This is a genomic window from Streptomyces soli, from assembly GCF_003999195.1.
GTDB classification, from domain to species: domain Bacteria; phylum Actinomycetota; class Actinomycetes; order Streptomycetales; family Streptomycetaceae; genus Actinacidiphila; species Actinacidiphila soli.
The window spans coordinates 1-20152 of the sequence record NZ_RJVR01000224.1 but is presented as its reverse complement, the minus strand read 5'-3'; the positions used below and the strand labels follow the sequence as shown (position 1 = coordinate 20152).

General features: G+C 67.8%; 20 protein-coding genes and 4 pseudogenes. 9 read left to right on the top strand and 15 right to left on the bottom strand.

Annotation, left to right across the window (positions count from 1 at the left end; genetic code table 11):
- Nucleotides 1-110: 110 nt before the first annotated feature.
- Both EFK10_RS52220 and EFK10_RS21780 read left to right on the top strand, forming a co-directional pair.
- Nucleotides 111-233 (top strand): hypothetical protein, encoded by a 123-nt coding sequence (locus EFK10_RS52220; protein ID WP_265737544.1) that lies wholly within the window; start codon nt 111-113, stop codon nt 231-233.
- A 287-nt stretch (nt 234-520) separates the two neighbouring features.
- Nucleotides 521-979, top strand: a complete 459-nt coding sequence (locus tag EFK10_RS21780) for an STAS domain-containing protein (protein WP_127357335.1) — start codon at nt 521-523, stop codon at nt 977-979.
- A 63-nt stretch (nt 980-1042) separates the two neighbouring features.
- Here EFK10_RS21780 and EFK10_RS21775 read toward each other — a convergent pair whose 3' ends face one another.
- Both EFK10_RS21775 and EFK10_RS47650 read right to left on the bottom strand, forming a co-directional pair.
- Nucleotides 1043-1570, bottom strand: a complete 528-nt coding sequence (locus EFK10_RS21775) for a TetR/AcrR family transcriptional regulator (RefSeq protein ID WP_127357389.1) — start codon at nt 1568-1570, stop codon at nt 1043-1045.
- Nucleotides 1571-1656: 86 nt separating this feature from the next.
- Nucleotides 1657-1893 (bottom strand): hypothetical protein, encoded by a 237-nt coding sequence (locus EFK10_RS47650; RefSeq protein WP_164836106.1) that lies wholly within the window; start codon nt 1891-1893, stop codon nt 1657-1659.
- A gap of 260 nt (nt 1894-2153) precedes the next feature.
- Here EFK10_RS47650 and EFK10_RS21770 point away from each other — a divergent pair, with 260 nt between their 5' ends.
- Entirely contained in the window at nt 2154-2732 is a 579-nt protein-coding gene (locus EFK10_RS21770; RefSeq protein ID WP_127357334.1) for a YdeI/OmpD-associated family protein, read from the top strand.
- Between the two features lie 686 nt (nt 2733-3418).
- Nucleotides 3419-3643: a hypothetical protein gene (locus EFK10_RS21760; protein WP_127357332.1), complete on the top strand. Its 225-nt coding sequence runs from the start codon at nt 3419-3421 to the stop codon at nt 3641-3643.
- Between the two features lie 31 nt (nt 3644-3674).
- On the opposite strand, the gene EFK10_RS21755 is transcribed toward EFK10_RS21760, so the two are convergent.
- From EFK10_RS21755 to EFK10_RS21745, 3 genes are all read right to left on the bottom strand, one after another.
- Complete coding sequence (locus EFK10_RS21755) at nt 3675-3917, bottom strand: SRPBCC family protein (RefSeq protein ID WP_127357331.1); 243 nt, start codon at nt 3915-3917, stop codon at nt 3675-3677.
- A gap of 133 nt (nt 3918-4050) precedes the next feature.
- Nucleotides 4051-5250 (bottom strand): GDSL-type esterase/lipase family protein, encoded by a 1200-nt coding sequence (locus EFK10_RS21750; protein ID WP_127357330.1) that lies wholly within the window; start codon nt 5248-5250, stop codon nt 4051-4053.
- Between the two features lie 87 nt (nt 5251-5337).
- Nucleotides 5338-5907 (bottom strand): TetR/AcrR family transcriptional regulator, encoded by a 570-nt coding sequence (locus EFK10_RS21745; RefSeq protein WP_127357329.1) that lies wholly within the window; start codon nt 5905-5907, stop codon nt 5338-5340.
- A 71-nt stretch (nt 5908-5978) separates the two neighbouring features.
- Here EFK10_RS21745 and EFK10_RS50675 point away from each other — a divergent pair.
- Nucleotides 5979-6178, top strand: a pseudogene (locus EFK10_RS50675) (FBP domain-containing protein); the annotation flags it as partial.
- 289 nt (nt 6179-6467) lie between these two features.
- Here EFK10_RS50675 and EFK10_RS21735 read toward each other — a convergent pair.
- The gene (locus tag EFK10_RS21735) at nt 6468-6818 is read right to left on the bottom strand and encodes a hypothetical protein (RefSeq protein WP_127357328.1); all 351 of its coding nucleotides are present in this window, start codon (nt 6816-6818) and stop codon (nt 6468-6470) included.
- A gap of 203 nt (nt 6819-7021) precedes the next feature.
- Between EFK10_RS21735 and EFK10_RS21730 the strand changes: the two genes are divergently transcribed.
- Entirely contained in the window at nt 7022-7972 is a 951-nt protein-coding gene (locus EFK10_RS21730) for an SMP-30/gluconolactonase/LRE family protein (protein ID WP_127357327.1), read from the top strand.
- Between the two features lie 126 nt (nt 7973-8098).
- On the opposite strand, the pseudogene EFK10_RS53365 reads toward EFK10_RS21730, so the two are convergent.
- Nucleotides 8099-8380, bottom strand: a pseudogene (locus EFK10_RS53365) (LysR family transcriptional regulator); the annotation flags it as partial.
- 101 nt (nt 8381-8481) lie between these two features.
- On the opposite strand from EFK10_RS53365, the pseudogene EFK10_RS50670 reads away from it, so the two are divergent.
- Nucleotides 8482-8596 (top strand): annotated as a pseudogene (locus tag EFK10_RS50670) (RidA family protein); the annotation flags it as partial.
- Between the two features lie 168 nt (nt 8597-8764).
- On the opposite strand, the gene EFK10_RS21715 reads toward EFK10_RS50670, so the two are convergent.
- From EFK10_RS21715 to EFK10_RS21705, 3 genes are all read right to left on the bottom strand, one after another.
- The gene (locus EFK10_RS21715; protein ID WP_127357326.1) at nt 8765-9799 is read right to left on the bottom strand and encodes a phosphatidylinositol-specific phospholipase C domain-containing protein; all 1035 of its coding nucleotides are present in this window, start codon (nt 9797-9799) and stop codon (nt 8765-8767) included.
- Nucleotides 9800-10478: 679 nt separating this feature from the next.
- Complete coding sequence (locus EFK10_RS21710) at nt 10479-12158, bottom strand: lectin (protein ID WP_127357325.1); 1680 nt, start codon at nt 12156-12158, stop codon at nt 10479-10481.
- Nucleotides 12159-12743: 585 nt separating this feature from the next.
- The gene (locus EFK10_RS21705) at nt 12744-13700 is read right to left on the bottom strand and encodes a Ppx/GppA phosphatase family protein (protein WP_127357324.1); all 957 of its coding nucleotides are present in this window, start codon (nt 13698-13700) and stop codon (nt 12744-12746) included.
- A gap of 421 nt (nt 13701-14121) precedes the next feature.
- Between EFK10_RS21705 and EFK10_RS21700 the strand changes: the two genes are divergently transcribed.
- The gene (locus EFK10_RS21700; protein ID WP_127357323.1) at nt 14122-14328 is read left to right on the top strand and encodes a cold-shock protein; all 207 of its coding nucleotides are present in this window, start codon (nt 14122-14124) and stop codon (nt 14326-14328) included.
- A 342-nt stretch (nt 14329-14670) separates the two neighbouring features.
- Here EFK10_RS21700 and EFK10_RS21695 read toward each other — a convergent pair.
- The 5 genes and pseudogenes from EFK10_RS21695 to EFK10_RS21680 all read right to left on the bottom strand — a co-directional run.
- Nucleotides 14671-14970: pseudogene (locus EFK10_RS21695) on the bottom strand (SCO5389 family protein); the annotation flags it as partial.
- A 371-nt stretch (nt 14971-15341) separates the two neighbouring features.
- On the bottom strand, nt 15342-15518 hold the full coding sequence (locus EFK10_RS47645) for a hypothetical protein (RefSeq protein ID WP_164836105.1): 177 nt from the start codon (nt 15516-15518) through the stop codon (nt 15342-15344).
- Between the two features lie 190 nt (nt 15519-15708).
- Nucleotides 15709-17469 (bottom strand): MOSC and FAD-binding oxidoreductase domain-containing protein, encoded by a 1761-nt coding sequence (locus EFK10_RS21690; RefSeq protein WP_127357322.1) that lies wholly within the window; start codon nt 17467-17469, stop codon nt 15709-15711.
- A 143-nt stretch (nt 17470-17612) separates the two neighbouring features.
- Nucleotides 17613-18479, bottom strand: a complete 867-nt coding sequence (locus EFK10_RS21685) for an alpha/beta fold hydrolase (protein ID WP_127357321.1) — start codon at nt 18477-18479, stop codon at nt 17613-17615.
- A gap of 1060 nt (nt 18480-19539) precedes the next feature.
- The gene (locus tag EFK10_RS21680) at nt 19540-19899 is read right to left on the bottom strand and encodes a peptidoglycan-binding domain-containing protein (protein WP_127357320.1); all 360 of its coding nucleotides are present in this window, start codon (nt 19897-19899) and stop codon (nt 19540-19542) included.
- Nucleotides 19900-20053: 154 nt separating this feature from the next.
- On the opposite strand from EFK10_RS21680, the gene EFK10_RS21675 reads away from it, so the two are divergent.
- Nucleotides 20054-20152: helix-turn-helix domain-containing protein (locus EFK10_RS21675; protein WP_164836104.1), on the top strand; the 99-nt coding region annotated here is incomplete at its 3' end.

Here is a 20152-nt window from a genome sequence, read left to right as displayed (position 1 = left end):
CCTTCGGATCACCTGACGTGCAGTGGCCACGGACCGCAGAAATCGGGTCGTGGAAAGGCGCCTACAACCTCGCGAGCGCGTTGACCCAAGCAGACCGGGAGGAAGCCCACGTGGGGACATCGCACCAGCGGACGGACGCCGAACAGGCGGTCCGGGACACGCCCGGCCTGCCCGAGGAGGCCATCCTCGCCGAGATGGCGCTGACCGAAGACCGCACCCTCGACGACGAGTAACCGGGCGAGTCAGCCGCGAAGTCACGTCGCAGTGCGTGATGCCTCGGCGGCAAGGAGATATCTTCGCCTGCCTTGCCTGCTGAGTCTTGCGGAAAATACTCTATTTGGGTTATATGCATATCAAAAAAGAACTGCCGTGCGCGCCGGCCAACACCGGCTCATAGCGAGATCGTTCGCCCGTCGTGGCGACGGTGACCCCGCCGGGTGGGGACGGGCGCTGCAGTGACTGATTACGGAGGTCGGCCACCTGCAGGGGCCGACCGGGGATCCGTGAGGAGGGTGGGAACATGCCCAGCGAACAGACCGCCGCCCTGTTCTTGTCCGTACGCCAGCAGGATGGCTGGTCGGTCGCGGATGTCGCGGGTGAGCTCGACATGGCTGCTGCTCCCCAGCTGCGTGACTGCCTGAACCAGCTGTTCACCAGCCCCGGCGAGCCGACGCAGGTGATCGTTGACCTGTCCGGCGTCACCTTCTGTGACGCCAGTGGTCTGGGAGTTCTCGTCGGCGCCCGCCTGCGCGCCCGGGAGGAAGGCGCCCTGCTACGTCTCGTGTGCCCGGCTGGCCCCGTATGGCGGATCCTGCGCCTCACGGAACTCCACCGCACCTTCCCGGTCTACCGCACCGTGCCGGACGCCCTCACTGATGACAGTCCACCGCCACCTGCCCCCGTCTCGTTCGGCCCGTGGCGCTCCCGGGCCCAGCAGCACCGCACCGATAGGCAGCACCTTCCGCACGCTGTGGCATGATGCCGCGCTGCCCCTGTAGGGCCGCCCCACCCCAGTGGCGCCTGAGGCGGACTCGAAAAACAGCTAGTTGTGGTCGGCTGCTGGCGGGTCGGCTTTGGTGAGTGAGCGGACGCAGGGGCGCAGGATGTCGACGATCTGCTGCGGATCGGCGTCGGCGAGGTAGTCCAGCTTGATCAGGTGTCTGCCGAGGACGACGCCGATCAGTGCGGCGTTGACTACGTCGGCGCGCAGGTTGGCTTCGTCGTCGGGGATGGCCGCGCTGATCCGGTCTTTGTAGGCGCGGGTGGTGCTGCGGATCTCGTGTGCGGCTTCGGGGTGGGTCAGCATCGACCGCAGGAGGGCCAGTGATCCGTTCGGCTCTTCGGTGAGCGAGTGGCGAAGGCGGTCGAGTAGTTGCTCGGCGACTTGTTCGGCGGTTCCGCCAGGCAGGGGCGGCGCCTCGGTCTGGGTGGCCCGGGCGAAGAGGCGCTCCTTGTTGCCGTAGTAGTGCATGACCAGGCCGGGGTCCACCTGTGCCGCCGCGGCCACCGCCCGGATGGTGGTCCGGTCGTAGCCGGACTCGGCGAACAGTTTGCGGGCTTCGGCCGGCATGCCATGAACGAGCAGAGTTCGGCTGACGGCCCGTTGGAGGTCCTGGAACTGCGGAGGCGAGGGGCACCCGGGCGTCGCGTCACGCGTCATCGGCTCCGCGCGACAAGCCGGGCGTGCGCGGTGGCGGCCGACTCCTCGGCAGCCCCCTGCTCGGCGACGCGGACCTCTACGTACCGGGTCCCGCTGGCCTCGTGGCGCTCGCGCACGGCATCCACGCTCTCGCCGCCCGGACCAGCGACGACGATCTTCGCCGCGTGTGCGGAGGGCGGCGGATCGTACGGGCGCAGGGCGGTGCCGCTCGTGCCGAGCTGCCGCCCGGGCATTGTCCGGCAGCACGAGGAACCGCCGTGCGGCCAGCAGACTGCGATAGAGCGCGGGCTTGCGCGTCCACGCCGTGCGGGACGCGCTCGGGTGGCACTCCCAGCGCGTCCAGGAAACCGCGGACTGCCCACCCAGCCACCTCGTCATCGCCTGGAACCGCGCCAAGCCCAGTCCGCTCATCCGCTCCTTCGTACGAGATCATCGACACCGCCACCGGAAGCTGAGCAGAGACTGCCACTCGGTCGGCGCTAGCCTGAGCCGAATGGACGAGCTCGACGGAGTAGAGATCATCGCCTTCGTGGACGGCGGAGCGTTCGAGAGCTGGCTGGCCGCGCATTGCACGCGCCAGGAGGGTGTGTGGATCAAGGTAGCCAAGAAGAAGTCCGGTATCCCGACGGTCACCGACGACGAGCTGGTCGACATCGGGCTGTGCTACGGCTGGATCTCCGGGCAGCGGCGGTCTTTCGACGAGCGGTACTACCTGCAGAAGTATGTGCCACGTCGGTCTAAGAGCCTGTGGTCGCAGGTGAATGTGGACAAGGTCGCGATGCTGACGTCCACCGGCCGGATGCGCGAACCCGGGCTGGCCGAGGTGCGCAGGGCACAGGAGGACGGGCGATGGGCGCGGGCCTACGAGTCACAGAAGTCGGCGGCGGTGCCGCCCGACTTGGCGGCGGCGCTGGATGCGAACCCTGAGGCCAAGATGGCGTTCGAAGCGCTCGACAAGACCGGGCGCTACCTGATGATCCTGCCGTTGCTTCAGGCGCTCACGCCGGAGAGCAGAAAGGTTCGGCTCGACAGAGCCCTGCACATGCTGGTGGACGGCGAGAGCCGAGGATAGGTCTGGACGTCGTGCGCCGACGCCGGCCACTGGGGGTGTGGGCGTGACCGGTGGGTCTCGCAGGCAAGGAGGCGGACACGAGCAGGTCGACGTCGGCCCCGCAGGTGTCCCCTTCGTGAGCCCGCCGCGCCATGACTCGCAATTGTGTGCTTGGGGTGCGTTCCATGGTGTGTTCTGGCTAGGGTGCCCTGGTGGAGGTGGCTCCTGTGCCAAATGAGCAACACGAGCTTTTCGCTGCGGTTGACGCGCTTTTGGAGGAAGCGGCGTCCCAGCTGCCTCATCCGGATGAGCGTAGGCGGCTGCGTGAGGCCGCGGGTTTGAGTCAGGAGACCACTGTCAGGTGGGCGACTATGCGCCCGACCTCATTCTTCCGACCCATATTTCATGATCACGTCGGGTCGGCGGATTCGGTTCCCTTGGATGAAGTGCTAACAGGACACCTCAGTTGGCGTGGACACGTGCGACGCTACACCGCTGCCATGCGGCCGTGGGTTATCCGTCGTTGCTGCTGGAGCCATGAGTAGCCGCCCCGCGCGAGTTGAGTACGCTTACCCATGCGCCTGGCACGGACGGCGGTCAGTATGGGCGGCATGACCCCACCAGATGTAACGTCCTTGCCGCGCCGGTCCGTTGGTGCTCCCGACCCGCGCTGGTGGCCGGCGCCCCTGTATGTCTCCGTCCTCGTCGTGCCGACCCTGACATGGGTGTTGTGGCAGGTGGGGGCCATTGGCTCGATCGCCATGGCCATGGCACTTGGCGGTGCCGTGGCCCTGCTGGGCGTCTGGTTGCTGCCGCCGCGCCGGCCATGGCGTGGGCCCCGGATCGCGCTGTGCGCCGTCGCGACCGTGCTGGCGCTGCTTCCGTTCGCGTTGATCGCGGTGCTGACCGTGGTGTGGCCCAGCCCGGAGTAGTCAACGCCCGCGTCTGGGCCGCCGCCGACCGTTACTGCTGCTGTTCCGCGGTCTCCTTCAGGGCCGCCGCGCTGGCCTGGTAGTCGGCTTCGAGCGTCGTGCGGTGCTCGGCGAGCACGGCTTCGGCCATCGCGCCGGTGAAGACCTCCTCGTCGAGCAGTCGGGTGCCTTCGGCTTCTGGAGTGAGGGTGAAGCGGTGGCGTCCGAAGAAGACTTGGGGGTCGCCGCCTTCCCATGCCAGTGCGGTGTGCTTGGCCATCTCGGTGACGGTCACGTCGAACTCTGGCTCGGTAGGTTTGCCGCGGTTGGTACGCAGGTGCAAGACGGTGCCCGGTGCCAGATCCTCGGCGGGCGGGCCGCCGAGGTCGCCCGGACACGGCCTAATGCCGTCGCTGACGGGGGCCAGATCAGGAGTGGGTGTTTGAGGCGCGGTCGGCGGTGAACGGGCCGCCGGGGGCGAAGGCCAGGGCGGCGAAGCGTCCGCCGATGCGGCGGTGTGTGGCGGCGTCCGGGTGGAGCTGGTCGGGCAACGGCAGTTCGGCGAAGTCCGACTCGCCGTATAGGTCGCGGCCGTCGAGGTAATGCAGGTTCGGGTCGTTGGCCGCTCGCTGCTTCACGAGGCGGGCCAGTTCGTCCCGGATGACGTTGAGGGTCAGCTTCCCGCTGGCCCGTTCCGCGGGGTCGCCTGCGGCCCGGAACTGGAGCTTTCCCGCGCTGAGGTTGCTGAAGTCCGGGGTGCTGGGGCCGGGGGTCTCCTCGTGGATGGGGCACAGGATGGGTGAGACGACCAGGAGCGAAGTGGTGGGGTGTCCCTCGCGGATGGTGTCGAGGAAGCCGTGCACCGCGGGGCCGAAGGCGCGCAGGCGCATCAGGTCGGTGTTGACGAGGTTGATGCCGATCTTGATGCTGATCAGGTCCGCGGGGGTGTCGCGCAGGGTGCGGGCGGTGAACGGGTCGAGCAGGGCGCTGCCGCCCAGGCCCAGGTTGATCAGTTCCACGCCGCTGAGGGAGGCGGCCAGCGCGGGCCAGGTGGTGGTGGGGCTTGCGGCGTCGGAGCCGTGGCTGATCGAACTGCCGTGGTGCAGCCACACCCTGCGGCCCCGGTCCGGTGTGGGCTTGACGGGGGCGTCGGTGCGCAGGGCGACCAGTTGGGTGATCTCGTTGTACGGCAGCCAGATCTCGATGTCCTTGACGCGGTCGGGGAGGCCGGGGAACTGGACGGTGCCGACCGGGCCGGGCTGGTTTTCCGCGGTCCCGGTGGTCATGTCCACCATCAGGACGTTGCCGCCGGTTACGCTGGCCTGGCCGGCCAGGCGGCCGTCGACGAGCAGGTCGTACACGCCGTCCGGGCGGGCCGGGGCGCCCTGGTAGGCCATCTTGGTGCGGAGTGTGTCCAGTTCGACGGCGGTGGCTCGGGTGCGGAAGACCAGCCGTACGCCCGAGGGCTGGGCCTCGGCCATGGCCAGTTGCCCGTCGGTGCACTGGGCGCGGGCCAAGGCGGGCAGCCGGTGCGGCAGCACGCCGTGCTCGGTGCGCTCCAGGTCGAGGGCGCCGCGCAGGAGGTCCGCGGTGATGGGTGTGGTGATCCAGCTGTGCTTGGTGTGCATTGTTCCAACCCGTTGATCAAAATGTCTTGATTATTCGGCTTCGCCGATGCGCCGCGCAGGCAGCGGCCTCCGGCTGGTACAGGGCCCTCAGGGTGCGGGCCAATTCCGCAGCAGGGCGTCGAGGGCGTCCAGGATTCGTGGCCAGGTTTCCTGCGTGTCGGGGGTGCTGTGGCTGAACCCTCCCGCCATCTCCAGGCTGACGTAGCCGTGGAAGACACTGCCCAGCAGTCGGACCGCGTGCGTCTGGTCCGGCTCCGTCAGGTCGTAGCCGCGCAGGATCGCCCGCGTCATCTGTGCGTGCCTGCCGCCGGCGCTGGCGGCTGCCGTCTCCGGGTCCAGCCTCAGCTGGGCTGCGGCGTAGCGGCCGGGGTGCTCCCGTGCGTAGTCGCGGTAGACGTTCGCCAAGGCGGTCAGGGCATCCTTGCCGGCTCGCCCGGCGAGGGCGGCGGCACCCCTGTCGGCGAGTTCCTCCAGGGCGAGCAGGGCGATCTTGGTCTTGAGGTCCTGGGAGTTCTTGAGGTGCGAGTACAGACTCGCGACCTTGACATCGAACCGCCTGGCGAGCGCCGAGACGGTCACCTGGTCGAAGCCGACCTCGTCGGCCAGTTCCGCTCCCGCCTGGGTGAGGCGTCCCGTGGTCAGGCCTACGCGTACCATACTCCTCCTGTCATTCGACAGTACTTATTATGCAGTTGCCTAATACCTTTAGGCAACTTGGCCTAGCTATTATGAAGCCGCTGACTGAGCAAGAGATCCGTACTGCGTTCGTGAACTGCACCAAGAGCGAGGCGAAGCGCCGGTCGGTCCCCCCGACCGCGCCTACCTCGAAACCGAACTGGACGGCCACCCAAGGGCCATCGCGAAGGCGGGGAAGGCCGGGCAGCACGCCAACTCGGTGGGCATCTGCATGTGCAGCGACCTCTCCTGCAGACGTGACCGCTGTCGTAGCTGTCCGGTGTCAACTCGCCGCCGACGTGAACCTTGACGTGAATGTGTACGGCGCGGCCCCGGTACCAGCCGGGGAAGAGGGTGTTGAACTCGACCTCTCCGTGCGCGTCGGAGATCAGCGAGCCCCGCAGGAACGTCCTGTCGTCGGTGGGGGCGTGTGGACGCCGCCGCTGGACGGGGCGTTGTTGCCGCGGCGATGTAGCCGGAGTAGACACCCGTCCCGTCGCAGCTCCAGATGTCGACGGCGGCACCTCGCAGCGGCTTGCACGTCACCACGTCGATGAACGTGAGCTGAAGGGTGGCGGAATGCCTGTCCGGTCCTCCACCAGGTTGCGCCGGAACAGGTCGTAGGCCAGGTAGTGCGGGCCGTCGATGGCCTCCGACGCCAACGTGTAGCAGGTTCCGGGCGTCGTCGTATCCGCGCCCGCGTCGGGCGTGGTCCCGCCCGTCGCCGCCGACGGCGAGGTGGCCGCCGTGGCCCCCAGCCCGGCCACCGCGAGCCCCACGCCGCCTGTGAGCAGCACCTGCCGCCGCGACAGGTCGAGCCGGTCGCCGAAGGGCTCGCTGTCAGAGGATCCAGAGGATCCAGAGGATGAAGAGGGAGGGGTGTCCTGAGTCATGTGCCGGGAACGTAGCCAAGATCCCTGTGGCTGACCTTTGACCAGCCGTTTACCAGAGCGTGAACCAGCCATTCCGTCGCCCACACCTTCCGCGCTGCGGGCGGCACGTTGCGAAGGTGAAGCGAGATTCATGCGCTTCTCACAGTCCGATGATTTCCTGTGCACGCCAAGTCCGTCCCCCTTCCTCCCGGAGGCCCCAACCCATGCATGGGAACCACTCCGCACCGTCCCGGCGCGCCGTCCTCGGCGGTGCCGCCTTAGCCACGCTCGCCTTGGCGACCGGCGCCGGCTCGGCGCACGCCGCGTCTGCCACTGCGACCTCCGCGTGGCCGACCGAGTTCCGGCTCCCGAACGGTTTCCTCCCCGAGGGGATCGCCATCGGCAGCAAGCCGTACGCCTACATGGGCTCCCGCGCTAACGGCGCCGTCTACCGTACCGACCTGCGCACCGGCGAGGGTGAGGTGATCTACGAGGGCGAGACCGGCACGGTGGCCAACGGACTGAAGCTGGACCACGACGGCCTCCTCTACATCGCCGGAGCCGCCAATGGGACCGCGCGGATTGTCGACTCCCGCACCGGCAAGCTCGTCACCACTTACCAACTGACAGCCACCACCCAGTTCATCAACGACGTGGTTCTGCTCGGCAACCGCGCCTGGTTCACCAACTCCCGAGACAGCGTGCTCTACGGCATACCGCGCGGCGCCACGGGAGAGGTGCGCGCCCTGTCGATCAGCGGCGACTGGATGCAGACGCCCGGCGCGATCAACGCCAACGGCCTCGTCGCCACCCCCGACGGCCGGGATCTGATTGTCGTCAACGGTAGCTCCGGCAAGCTCTACCGCGTGGCCCTGGAGACCGGGTACGCCACCGAGATCGCGCTGAGCGGCGCGGCCGACGTCGGCAACGGCGACGGCCTCGTCCGCATCGGCCACACGCTGTACGTCGTACAGAACCGGCGAAACATCGTCAGCGTGTTCGACCTCGACACCAAGGTCACCACCGCCACCCTGAGCGGCACGATCACCGACCCGCGCTTCGACGTCCCCACCACTGCCGCCCGCTTCGGCGACCGCCTCTACCTCGTCAACGCCCGCTTCACCAGCCCCCAGACGCCCGACACGACGTTCAACGCCGTCGCCGTCTCCCTGTGACGTACGCAAAACCTGACGTAGAGCGAAGGGGCGGCACCCCCTCACACAGTGCCGCCCCTTCTTCTTGAATGACGCTCCCCAGCCAGCTGGCGCCCCGGCCTGGACGGTAGCTCGCCGCGACTCAGACGTCCGTTTGGCTGCGAGGGGGTGTGCGGACGGCAGGACGGCGACGAAGGGCTCGGTCAGCGGCTTGAAGCCGAGCTCTGTTTCATCGGCGGCCGGCTCGCGCAGCAGGTTGCTGCCGACGGCCCGGGCCGCGGCCAGGCCGTCCGTGAGGTCGGTGAGGGCTCGTCGAGCGGCGCGCAGCAGTTCCCGGCCTTCCGGGATGAGCGTGACGCGTCCCGGTCCGCAGCTGAACAGCGCGTGGCCGAAGTGGAGTTCGTCGGCGAGCACAACGAAGGCGTGCAGCTGCGGGAGGGGGAGTTAGGGGCGGTCCAACGCCAAGGGATATCGGACCATGCCCGTGGCTGTATTAGACGTATCTGCCCTGCTCACTTAGCGTTCGACGCATGACAGAGCGACCGTGCGATCCTCAGCGGCTCGACGTTTGAGGAGCAGATCGGCTACGCCCGCGCCGTGGTCGACGGCGACTGGGTGCATGTGGCCGGGACGACCGGGTTCGACTCGGTTGGCTCGGCCCGCCCCCGGTCGTCGGCCGCGTCGGCGGGGCGGGGTTCGGCTCATGTACTCACAAACCGAATCCGCCCCGCCGCTCGCCCCCTGCCGCTCGCCGGTGCGGATGTGGCAGTCCACACCGGCCAGGGGGCCCGACTCATTGCAGGATCTCTCAGCTCAGCCGCGGGTGAGGACCTGCGGCAGCACGGTGGTGAGTCCGACCCAGTCGGAGGTGACGACCGAGGCGTGTGCCTTGGCGAGGTCCGCTACGCGCTGGTTCGCCTGGTCCACCGTGGGGTTACGGGAATCGATGGCCGGTGCGACGTTCTGTGCGTCGGTCATCACCACGAAGTAGTGGTTGGCGTCGTACCACCACGGACCGGTCTGGGTGACCCAGGTGTTGGCGTCCCCGTCGAAGACGACGAACCACGACCGCAGGTCGACGTCGGAGTACTTGCTGCGCGGGTCGCCGCCCGCGGCGCCGTGCACGGTCGGGAAGATCTGTGCGTCTCCCAGTCGTCCGGCGTTCTTGAGGGAGCGCACGTACTGTGCGTACTCGACGTCGGTCCTGAGGGTGTCCGTCGGGTTGCTCTCCTCCACGGTGCCCGGGATGATCTCGATCATCACCTTGCCGTTCAGGGAGTCGCGGGACGGCCAGTTGTTCGCCCGGGCCGCTTCGTCCAGCGTCGTGTAGTTGCCGAGCAGGTCGGCGGGCTTGAACACCAGGCTGCCGAGGTGTGCCCGGATGGTTGCGTCGAGCTCGTCCGGGCCGAGGCCCAGGTTGTCCGAGAAACCGGTCTTCATTTCGATCTTGATCGTCTCCGGGCCGTGGCCCGGGTGCGCGGCCAGCCAGATTCGGATGTCGTCCAGGCAGTACTCGAGGTTCTTGTTCTGCCCGCCGGTGTACAGACCGGCCGCAGAGGTCGCCGCGACGCAGTTGTTCGAGTTGCTCGTCAGACTGTCGTGGCTGACCTTCCATTCATGGGTGAAGACGTCCGGCCAGACGTCCAGTTCGATCAGCGAGGAGCCCGCGTCGAGCGCCTGTGCGAGGTAGGGATAAGCGGCGGGGTCATACGTGTTGTGCACGCCGACCGTCGTGGTGCCGGAAATCTTCACCGGGTCCGCGCCGGCCGTCGTCGCGCCTGTCAGTGAACCCGCCAGTGAACCCGCCAGCAGTGCGGTGATCACGAACGCTTTCGAGAAGAATCTCATCGTTTCCCCTTCGGAGATCGAAAGTGGCGCTCTGACACTGGGTCAGCAGGGTTAACGGTGCGCGAAGTACGGGCGACCGGATGGACTAGACCATAAGGCGGAAGTGGAATTCAGTCCGCAGTGGTAATTCTTCGCGACCGCTTTGGTTGGAAGCGTGCGGATCTGGGGGTAGCGGGCTGACGCATCACCAGGTGATGGTGTTTCGTGATCGGCGTCGGCCTCGTTGTTTCACGCTGACCGGCTTACTGCGCACCTGTGGTGTGCCTTCTGTCCTGTCCGGGTGCCGGTCGGGCAGGTGCGTGCGCCGGGTTCTACGGGTTCGGTGGACCGCGGGTTGTCTACTGTGGATGCTCGACAGGCATGATGCCCCTGGCCAGTTGGTGAGGCAAGGCCGGGCGCCGGGCGGAGGTGCCGGCGCGGCGGGGGGAGCGGTCGCGCTCGGGTCGTGGGTGGGGGAGGGGTCACCGGTGGTGGTGTTCCAGCGGCAGGGCGGTGCTTGGTGCCGGTGACGCCCTCACCCGGACACGCTCGCGGGGGTCCTCGCCGACTGCGGCGGCCGTGGACTACGTGAACGTCGCTGGTGAACAGTCCCGCCTCCGGCCGCGGCGCAGGTCGGTGCGCCGGCTGAACAACCGGCTGGGGTCGGTCCGGGGCAGCCCGGACCGACCCCAGCCCGTACTCACACGGTGGCTTGGTCGAACTGCTCCCACGTTCCGATGCTCGTACGGTTGGCGATGAGGGCCTTGTCGCCGCCACTCTCCGCGGTGACGTACTTGCCGTTGATCTGGGCGAGCAGGCTGACCGTGCCGCCGGAGTTGGTGACCAGTTTGAAGGTCTCCCACGGGCCGATCGACGCGCGGTTGGCGATCAGCGGGTCGGCGCCTGCGTTCCCGGCGGTGACGTACTTGCCGTTGATCTTGGCGCGCAGTGCGATGTTGCCGCTGCCCGCGTCGACCACGTCGAACTGCTCCCATGGGCCGACGGAGGTGCGGTTGGCGATCAGCGGGTCGGCGCCGGCGTTCTCGGCGGTCACGTAGTCGTTGTTGGCGCGGGCGCGCAGCGTGATCGTCCTGAGCGCGGCTGCGGAGCTGACGACCGGCTTGGTGGGGCGGGTGGCGGTGAGCGCGATCTGGCCCTTGAGTATCTTCCCGCCGTCGCCGGTCAGGCGCAGGTAGTAGTCGGAGGAGCAGGCCGTGCCGTCCTCGTCGAGGGCGAGCATGTTGGAGTTGGTGGGGACCCAGGACTGCGACTCGGCGGTCTTGGCGATCTGGTTGCCCTCGTTGTACTCGTCGAACATCGAGATGTAGATGCCCTGTACCCCGGCGCGGACCATGTTGTAGAACTGCCGCCACATGAAGTCGCCGTGGACGCGCTGCCGGACCTGCAGATCGCCGGGCAGGACGCAGGGCTGGTAGTCGATGCCGTGCGCCGCGCAGTCCGCGACATCGGGCATGGTGGCGTTGGTGTAGAAGTTGTCCGCGTCGCTGATGGTGCCGATCCGGCCGACCAGCCACGGGGACAGCATGTTGAAGGCGTGGTAGACGTCGCTGAACCCGGCGCGGGAGTCGCTGGTGCCCGTACGCCACCAGGTTGGCACGCCGCCGATGACGTAACAGCCCTGGGACTTGAACCAGTTGACCACGTCCAGGCAGGCCTCGGCCGAGAAGTTGTGGTTGCTGTCGTTGAAGCCGAAGCCCCATATGCACACGACGGGCTTGCCGTTCTGGACGGCGTACGCGGACGAGGCGGTGTGCGCCTTCATCTTGTTGGTCCAGTCCGTCTTGATCTCGGACTGCATGTTCGTCCAGCCGGACACGTCGTACATGATGTAGAACTTGCGGCCGTGCGACTCGGCCGCGTTGCGCACCTTGGTGGCCATTGCGTCGCGGGTCGGGCCCTCGCCGCCGACGGGGTTGAAGCGCTGCAGGGCAGCCGTGTCAATGTTGTTCTCCTGCATCCACGAGACGTGGGTGTCGACTGTCTGCTGGTCGTAGGAGGAGAACAGCGACGGCGACTGGCCGTTGCCGAGGTTGGCGTATGCCGTCTTGTACGTCGTGGTGTATTCCCGCACGTCCGGCCAGGACTTGATGCCGGTGTTCGACGGGGACGGCGACTGCTGGGCGTTGGGGCTCCAGTGCCACCAGCAGTTGATCGGCGCGCCGTCGCCGTTACAGGCGAACCAGCCCTGGTAACCGACGCTGATCTTCCCGACAACGTCTCCAGCGGCGCTGGCCGACGTGCTGGCGGTGGCGGCCCTGGCGATTCCGAAGGCGCCGGCTGCGGCCGCCGCGGTACCGCCGAGCGCCGTGGCGAGGACCTTGCGGCGCGACCAGATCTGTTTGCGGTGGGACACTGACATGGTGTGGTTCTCCGTGTGGGGGAGGTCTGACGCCCGGCGTAGGCAGCGCCGTCCGGTAGCGGACTCGGGTGGGGGATCACGGACGGCCAGGCGCGTCGAGTTCGTGGCCGCGCACCGTGCGCCAGGCCCTTCGAACAGGCGGTGGCAACCGTCGAAGGGATTCAACTTGCGTGGGTGACCGCAGGTCAAGGCGCGATGGGCGGGTGTGGGAAACGGCTCGTTTCGCCGGGTTTTAGTTATGAGCGATGCGGTGCCGTACACGCGCTTTACGGTGGTGGCGAAGGCCATTCCCGGGTGCAGCCGACCTGTTGGGCGGTGGCGGCGGGCGGCAGGTGCTGTTCGCGCAGCAGCCGTCCGGCCGTGGTCATGCGCAACCAAGTCAGTGAATCGGTGGGAGAAGGCCGAGCGCGACAGCCCGCCCCGCCCGCCCGGCTCCTCGACGGCCCAGGCACGGGACGGGCCGGCGTGGACGGCCTGCAAGGTGTCGGCGGCCGGGTAGGTGCTGCCCTGGGGCACGAGGAAGCCGGCCGGCGAGATCGCTGTTACCGGCCGCGCCTCTTGATCCACCGGCCTCCACCCGCGGGATCAGCTGGTGCTTGGGCGACGGTGCGACGGGGGGCGGCTCACGCCGAGGCGTTCGAGTAGCAGCCCTTCCCGGGTGGACCAAGGGCAGATCTCGACGCTGTCCACTCCGCACGCTGTCATGAGGCTCTCGGCGATCAGGGCCCCCGCTAGGGACTGCTCGGCGCGGTGCCGGGAGATACCCGGCAGCCCGGCACGGCGATCCGGGTCCGCGTCGGCGAGCAGGGTGATCGACGCGCGTAGCTGGGGCAGAGTCAGTTGCCCCGGCACTCGCGGTGCCTTGTGCCGCGGGGCGCCGGCGAGCCGCGCGAGCTGCTCGAAGGTCTTGGAGCAGGCCAGTACGCGTCCACCCGGCTCGGCCTGGGGAACGCCAGGCCCCGCGCTCAGGGACTGGCGCAGATGCGTCCGGACTTCGGTCAGGCGCCGTTTGGACGGACTGGTGCCGCCGGGCAGCCAATCGCGGGTGATTCTGCGGGCGCCGAGCGGCAGGGAGTGCACGATGCGGGGCTGATCGCCTGTACCCGAGGCAACCTCCACAGTGCCGCCGCCGATGTCCAGGACCAGCATGGGACCGGCCGCCGAGCCCGTCCACTGACGGGCAGCCACATAGGCCAGCCGCGCCTCCTCCTCGCCCGTCAGCACCCGCAGGCGGGTGCCCGTGGTCCGGGCCACCCGCGCGATGACCTCATCGCGATTGGGAGCGTCCCGGATGACGGAGGTGGCGAACGGGAAAACCTCCGACCGGCGCAGATGCGGATCCGCAGCGACAGCCTCGGCCACCGCTCGCTGCACGCTCTCCACCCCGGCCTTGCCCAGGCGCCCATTCCCGTCGAGCGTCTCGTGCAGTCTCAGCCGCACCTTGTGGGAAAAGACGGGCTCCAGCACTGCACCAGACCGCCACCGCACCACAGTGAGCAGAGCACTGTGACACCCCACATCGAGCACACCTGCCTGCCGCATCCAACCGTCTCCCGGCCTCACGCAATTCCCCCCAGACCGAACCCGGATCGAGTCACCGCCACATCCCGGACAATCCGGCTAGCAGCAAGGCTTCCATCGACCCATTGCGTAACCATCATGTCACTGATGGTGCTCGCATCCGCCAGCTAGGTAATTCTTCTGATCATCATGCGGCACACAGAGATCGCCTTCGGAACGCCCCCTGGCGGCTGGGGAGTAGGGGCGTAGTCGACGCCGCGACGGCGGCTGCTGCGCCCTACGGCGTTGATGCGGCCCGGCCGCGCAGGCGCACCGGGGGCGGGGAGGGCGGGGATATGTGGCGGCGTGCCGGGGTAAGTACGGCTGCGGGTGTCCGCTTGTGGGTGCCCTGAGCCGTGGCGACGTGGCGGCTCGTTTGTTGCGGACCAAGGGGTAAACACGCATGGCCAGTGGCACGGTGAAGTGGTTCAACTCCGAAAAGGGCTTCGGGTTCATCGCCCAGGACGGCGGTGGCCCCGACGTCTTCGCGCACTACTCCAATATCGCGGGCAACGGCTACCGCGAACTGACCGAAGGTGAACCCGTCACCTTCGACGTCACCCAGGGCCAGAAGGGCCCGCAGGCGGAGAACATCACGCGCGCCCGCTGACATCCAGCGCCTTCCTCCGGGCCCGGGACCGCCGCAACGCGGACTCGGGCCCGGCGCGTTGAACCGCACCGCCCCGGTGCTGGCCGGACACCCGTCCACGCCACCTGACCAGTCAGCGCAAGACAGAAGCCCCGGCCTTCAGGCCGGGGAGGTTCACACCCTCCCAGCGAGTGTCCTGGCCGGGGGTGAGGGCGCGCCTGCTGCGGTGCCGTCGTCTCGCTCCTGGTCGGCCTGGCGACCCCGCTGCGTCGGGCGCAGCTCATGGAAAACGGCCGCAGCCCCATCGGCGAAGGGGCTGCGGCCTGTCATGTCCCTGGTCCGGCTCCTGCGGCCGGGACGGCTTCAGCAGTCGCGGAATTCGGGCGACTGATTGAGGATCTGGGAGCGGGTGGAGGTGAACTTCGCGTAGGTCTCCCCGCCCTTCGCGTTCGGCCGGAAGGCTGCGACCCGGTGGCAGTTCTGGAAGGCCAGCGCGACGCCGAAGTGCCGCTCCAGGCTGCCCCGGATGGAGTCGCTGGCCAGGGCGCGCAGCAGCTGGCCGCGCTCGGCCTCGGAGGGTGGAGGGGTGAGGTTGTCGGCGAACTCACGCTCGCTGCCCTGCAGCTCGTCGGCCAGGCCGGCGATGAGCTGGTAGGCGCACGGTGGGAGTCGCGGACGGTGGCCACCTTGAGTCCGCTCCCACGCCACTTGTCGCCGCCTACGTGATAGGCCTCCCTCGCTCTGACCCCCTTATCAGGTGGAACCCGTACACCACCCCCAAGGACGCGACCACGGCACGTGATCGCTGTAGTGCGCAGGGCCCAGGCGACTGGTCTGTCGCCTGGGCCCTGATGGCGGCAGGCCCAGGAACTGGTTCAGGCCTGCTCGCCAGCGTGCTCCGCGCCTACGGCAGGTAGCCAGGTGCAACCTTTTCACGCTCCTGCTCGAGGCTGTGCTTCCCGCCCGCCGCGGATGAAGGGGAAGTCATTCAGGCTTTACCGCACCGGCGGCGCGCCGGTGCCGGGAATTCATGCTCACAGACAGTAGCGAACGAGCCACTCGTCAGGGTTGTAGTTGTCCAGTGCCGGGTCCGGACGCGTGGCGGGGAGCTCTTCCACGGTGTCCTCCAGGCGGACTCTCTCCGGCAGTTTGCCGAACCGAGCGCGACGCGCCGTTTCAGCGGAGTCCGGAACCTTCTTCGTGTGCGACATTTACCGCCTCCTTCGCCGGGTTACAACACCGTGCCTGCGAGCATCCATCCCACGGATTTTGAGATGGCGCGCAAGCGGTCAAGGCTGACCACCGGGGCTTGTGTCCACCGTCTGTGGCCTCAGGCGACCGTTGCCTTGATGGTGACGTCCGCAGCCCGTGGCACGGCGTGACGCATGCGAGGGAGTCCCGCTACAGGTCTAGGACGATGCCCTCAGCGGGCTTTGAGCAGCAGATGAGGATGTTCCCGTCGGCCGGGGGTTCGATCGGATCGGGCGCGTAGTCGACGGCGCCGGACAGCAGGGCGAGTTCGCAGGTGTGGCAGACGCCTGTGCGGCACGACCACTGGACGGGGACGTCGCAGGCCTCGGCGAGTTCCAGTAGGGAGTCCTGTCGATCGTTCCAGGGCACGGTGAGGCCGCTGCGGGCGAAGGAGACGGTCGGTCCGGTTCCGGCCGGTCCGGGGGGCTGGTGCGGCGGGGGTGCGACCGTGGAGCCCTTCAGCCCTGGGGTGATGGATGCCCGGGCGCCGAAGATCTCCGTGTGGACACGTGAGGCGTCCAGTCCGGCATCGACCAGGGCGGTGCCGACGCTGTCCATAAAGCCCGTCGGCCCGCAGAGATAGGCGTCGGCCTCCGGCGGCAGCCCGAGGCCTCGGACGCGGTCGGCCGAAAGTCGACTGGCCTCGGTGTAGTCGACGCCCCGGCGGTCGTCGGAAGCCGGGCTGCTGTAGTAGATGATCGACCGGGCGTGCGGCAGCGCGCCGAGCAGGTCGCGGCTTTCCCGGGCGAAGGGATGCTCCGTGCCGTCGCGTGCACCGTGCAGCCACCACACCTCACGTGGGGACCGATCCCGCACGAGGGCATGCAGCATGGCCAGCACGGGCGTCACACCCACTCCCGCGGACAACAGGACGACCGGGTTGTCGCCCTCCTTCAGACAGAAGGTGCCGCGGGCCGCGGCTGTGTCGAGGCTGTCGCCGACACGGACGTATGCCCGCAGCCGGTTGCTGGCCGCACCGTGCGGCTCGACTTTCACGCTGATCCGATACGTGCCCGTGCCGGGCTCTCCGGACAGGGAGTAGCTGCGGATCAGCGGTGGGGCATCACCTTCGGGCTGGACCTTGACCGTGAGAAACTGACCTGGCAACGCGTCGGGCAGCGGTGAGCCGTCGGCGGCGGCCAGGGACAGTGAGAACACGCTCCGGCTCTCCGGACGGATGTCCACGACGGTCAGCGGACGGAAGCCCGGCCAGCCGGCAGGCGGGGCGCTCGCTGCCTCGGTGAGCCCGGCACTGCCCGTATCAGCGTCGGCCTGCTCCAGGAGCGTGCGCATGGAGCCCTGCCACCCGGGACTGAGCGCCGAGACGCGCAAAGCCCGTTCGACCTGTTCGCGCGTGTGCCCGGGCAGGTAGAGCACCCCGTCGATCTCCTGGACCGTCATCTTTTCCGGGCCGGCGGAGACCTTGACGATCTCCTGCCCCGCCTCGACCTCGCCTTCCTCGATCACCCGCAGGTAGAAGCCCGGGCGCCGATGCGAGACCAGCAGGGCTGCCATCTGCGGCTCGCCCAGGCGCAGCCCCACTCGGTAACATGTCACCCGCGGCTGGGTGACCTCGAAGAGCGCGCTGCCGATGCGATAGCGGTCTCCGATGCAGACTTCGTCGTCCGGCAGGCCGTCCACGGTGAAGTTCTCTCCGAAGTGGCCGGGTTCGAGGTCGTCGCGGCCCAGCTCCTTCTGCCAGAAACGGTAGGAGTCGACCTGGTACACCAGCACCGCCCGCTGCTCGCCTCCGTGCCCGCCCAGGTCTCCCTGACCGTCGCCGTCGATGTTGAGCCTTCGGACCATCCTGGGGCCGGTGACGGTCTGCTTGTAGACCCCGGTGTGCACGGTCTTGCCGTGCCAGGGGACGTCCTTCGGCATCCCGACGTTCACTGCCATCAACGTGGCCACTACGCCACCCTTCTGCGGCGGCCCCCCCTGTTCGGCCGCGTCCGTCGGCACTTGCAGTTGTCGCCTTGGCTCGGGATGATTCATGCGATCACGGTCACGGTCACGGTCGAGTGGTCGGTGTTTCGTCCACCCCAGCCTGAGAGTCAGACAAGGACGCGGCCGAGGAATCCATGGATGTAGCCGCTGATTGAGTCCAGGTGCGTTTCCAGGGCGAAGTGACCGGCGGGAAGCAAATGGACTTCCGCGTCCGGCAGGTCACGGGTGAACGTCCGTGCGCCGTCCGGTCCGAAGATCTCGTCCCGTTCGCCCCAGACTGCCAGCAATGGCACCTGGCTCTTACGGAAGTAGTCCTGAAGCTGCGGATAGCCCTCGATGTTGGTGGGGTAGTCACGGAACAGCGCCAGCTGCACCTCGTCGTTGCCTGGCCGGTCCAGCAGAACCTGGTCGTGGTGCCAGTTGTCCGGGCTGACCAGACTCTTGTCGGTGGCGCCGTTCTCATACTGCCACCGGGTCGTCTCTGCGCTGAACTTGGCCCGTGCGCCCGGCTCGGAGTCGGGTCCGGGAGCGGAGGCGTAGGCGAACAGGTCGTTCCAGAAGGGCTCGGCGAACCCTTCCATGTACGCGTTGCCGCTCTGAGAGATGATCGCGCTGACCTCGAAGGACGGATTCATGGCCAGCCGCCAGCCGATAGGCGCGCCGTAGTCGTGGACGTAGATCGAAAAGCGCTTGATGCCCAGGTGGTCGAGCAGTCCGGCTGTCATGCCGGCGAGGTTGTCGAAGGTGTAGTCGAACTCGTCGACCTTGGGCATGGAGGACTCGCCGTAGCCGATGTGGTCAGTGGCGATCACGTGATAGCGATCGGCCAGCGCCGGGATGAGCTGGCGGAACATGTGCGAGCTGCTCGGGAAGCCGTGCAAGAGCACGACGACCGGTGCACCTTCGGGACCCGCTTCACGATAGAAGACCTCTTGGCCGTTGATGGTCGCCGTCTTGTGATGGGTGGGCAGCACATTGACCTCCGGGGGCGCGCCTGGGGTGCAGAATGAGCGTCAATCCGCCCGTACCAGGACCCAACCAATTACATCGTAGGGTAGGGCGGTCGCCGGCGGAGGCTCTGGAATATCTTTCCCTCAGCGGCGTGGTTCCTCGCGACAGATGGCGCCCGATGCCACTCGTCCCACGCTAGACCTCGCTCACAAGAAGCGCAATGCATTGCAGAAAATCAGGCCGATAGAATTATCCACAGCCTTTGAGTGGAGATTGCATTTTTTTCTCGGCGTGCTCATGGAACGCGTGCACCACTGAGGATAAAACCCAGGTCGACGGCGCGCTGCACAGCACCAAAGAGGAAAGTGATTTTATATTGCTCGGCGGACGTGCTCACCGGCTCAGCGCTCTCAGGAACACCGCAGGTCCAAGGGGTGATAGTTCCCCAGCTTCTCGGATTTCTCGTTTCCGCACGAGTGGGACGAGCGCAGCACGATCTCCCTCGTGCATGACGAAAATCCGTTGGGCCTATCGTCCCGTCCGCTGAACACTTTGACCGGAATTCTTGAGGGCAAGTCCGGGCGTTCATGTCCGGGTTAGCTCATCCTCGGCGCGGGGCCGCGTAGCGGCGGAGGTCGGTTCGTCGTCTGGTCGGTTCCTGTTGCGTGTCGGTTTGTCCGTCGGGGGGTCGTAGTCTTCCGGTGGCACGCTGGCCTGCGGTCACTTTGGTCTGGGGCGGCGTTGTCGGTTGCGGGTTGTAGCTTTTCCTGGATCCCCGGGGCGGGATGGGTGAGGGGGTGCGTGACAGTGTCGGAGAGCGTCGAGGGCGTCGTTGTTGCCGAGGGTTGTTCTGCCGGCCTTTGCTGCGCGCCTGGCGTCGATGCAGGCCCGGAAGGATGCGGGCCTGGTCGGCGGACGGATCACGCCCGGGCGCATGAGGCGTGCCACGCCGCGGCCGGCTTGTGGAACCAGACGGTTGGTTGCGCGGCCAGTGGACGGCCGGTGAGTGTCCGGGTAAAGAAGGCGTCCGGCGGTTCGTGACGTCCCTGCCGTCCGAGGCACGGCCGCTCCAACCTGGGCAGGTCACTTCGGGTACGGGTCGTAGCAGTCCAGCGCAGGGTGGTACAGCACCTGCCAGGTGTCCTCGTCGACGATCCCGGTTCTGGTCAGACCGTGGCATCCCTGAATCCAGATGATCTTCTTCGACGTGGCAGGGCCGAAGACACCGTCGACCGCGAGTTTCGGAACGCCGCCCCACACATTGCTCAGACACTGCGCCTGCTTCACAGACCGACCGGTGTCCACGTACGTGAGCGTGGGACGATCGGTGGAGGACGTGTAGGGGCATGTCTTCTCGGCGGCGGCGGCATCGTGCGGCGTCGTCGCCAGGACCCCGGCGGCCAGCAACGCTGTGCCGAGGGCTGCACACTTGCGAGGGATCATCTGGGTCCTCCGTGGATACCCCCGCCTTTGGGCGGGGGAGGAATCGGACTCCTGCGGAGCGGGGCAGGGGAGCCGATTCGCCGTCAGGGCGGATCGGCGTGTTTCCGGGCGATGCCCGCAGTGAGTCACAAGCGGGTGTGGTAGTTTGTGAGTTATGGCCACTCACGTGAAGCGGGCGTTCAAGTACCGCTTCTATCCGACCGATGCGCAGGCGGCTGAGCTGTCGCGCACGTTCGGCTGCGTGCGGAAGGTC

Bases quoted from the DNA above. Each gene is read 5' to 3' on its own strand.
- EFK10_RS21775 (WP_127357389.1), bottom strand. From the start codon at position 1,570: ATGCCGGCCGAAGCCCGCAAACTGTTCGCCGAGTCCGGCTACGACCGG.
- EFK10_RS21680 (WP_127357320.1), bottom strand. From the start codon at position 19,899: ATGATCCCTCGCAAGTGTGCAGCCCTCGGCACAGCGTTGCTGGCCGCC.
- EFK10_RS21730 (WP_127357327.1), top strand. From the start codon at position 7,022: ATGCATGGGAACCACTCCGCACCGTCCCGGCGCGCCGTCCTCGGCGGT.
- EFK10_RS21710 (WP_127357325.1), bottom strand. From the start codon at position 12,158: ATGTCAGTGTCCCACCGCAAACAGATCTGGTCGCGCCGCAAGGTCCTC.
- EFK10_RS47650 (WP_164836106.1), bottom strand. From the start codon at position 1,893: ATGCCCGGGCGGCAGCTCGGCACGAGCGGCACCGCCCTGCGCCCGTAC.
- EFK10_RS21745 (WP_127357329.1), bottom strand. From the start codon at position 5,907: ATGGTACGCGTAGGCCTGACCACGGGACGCCTCACCCAGGCGGGAGCG.
- EFK10_RS21705 (WP_127357324.1), bottom strand. From the start codon at position 13,700: ATGCGGCAGGCAGGTGTGCTCGATGTGGGGTGTCACAGTGCTCTGCTC.
- EFK10_RS21735 (WP_127357328.1), bottom strand. From the start codon at position 6,818: ATGACTCAGGACACCCCTCCCTCTTCATCCTCTGGATCCTCTGGATCC.
- EFK10_RS47645 (WP_164836105.1), bottom strand. From the start codon at position 15,518: ATGTCGCACACGAAGAAGGTTCCGGACTCCGCTGAAACGGCGCGTCGC.
- EFK10_RS21715 (WP_127357326.1), bottom strand. From the start codon at position 9,799: ATGAGATTCTTCTCGAAAGCGTTCGTGATCACCGCACTGCTGGCGGGT.
- EFK10_RS21700 (WP_127357323.1), top strand. From the start codon at position 14,122: ATGGCCAGTGGCACGGTGAAGTGGTTCAACTCCGAAAAGGGCTTCGGG.
- EFK10_RS21780 (WP_127357335.1), top strand. From the start codon at position 521: ATGCCCAGCGAACAGACCGCCGCCCTGTTCTTGTCCGTACGCCAGCAG.
- EFK10_RS21770 (WP_127357334.1), top strand. From the start codon at position 2,154: ATGGACGAGCTCGACGGAGTAGAGATCATCGCCTTCGTGGACGGCGGA.
- EFK10_RS21750 (WP_127357330.1), bottom strand. From the start codon at position 5,250: ATGCACACCAAGCACAGCTGGATCACCACACCCATCACCGCGGACCTC.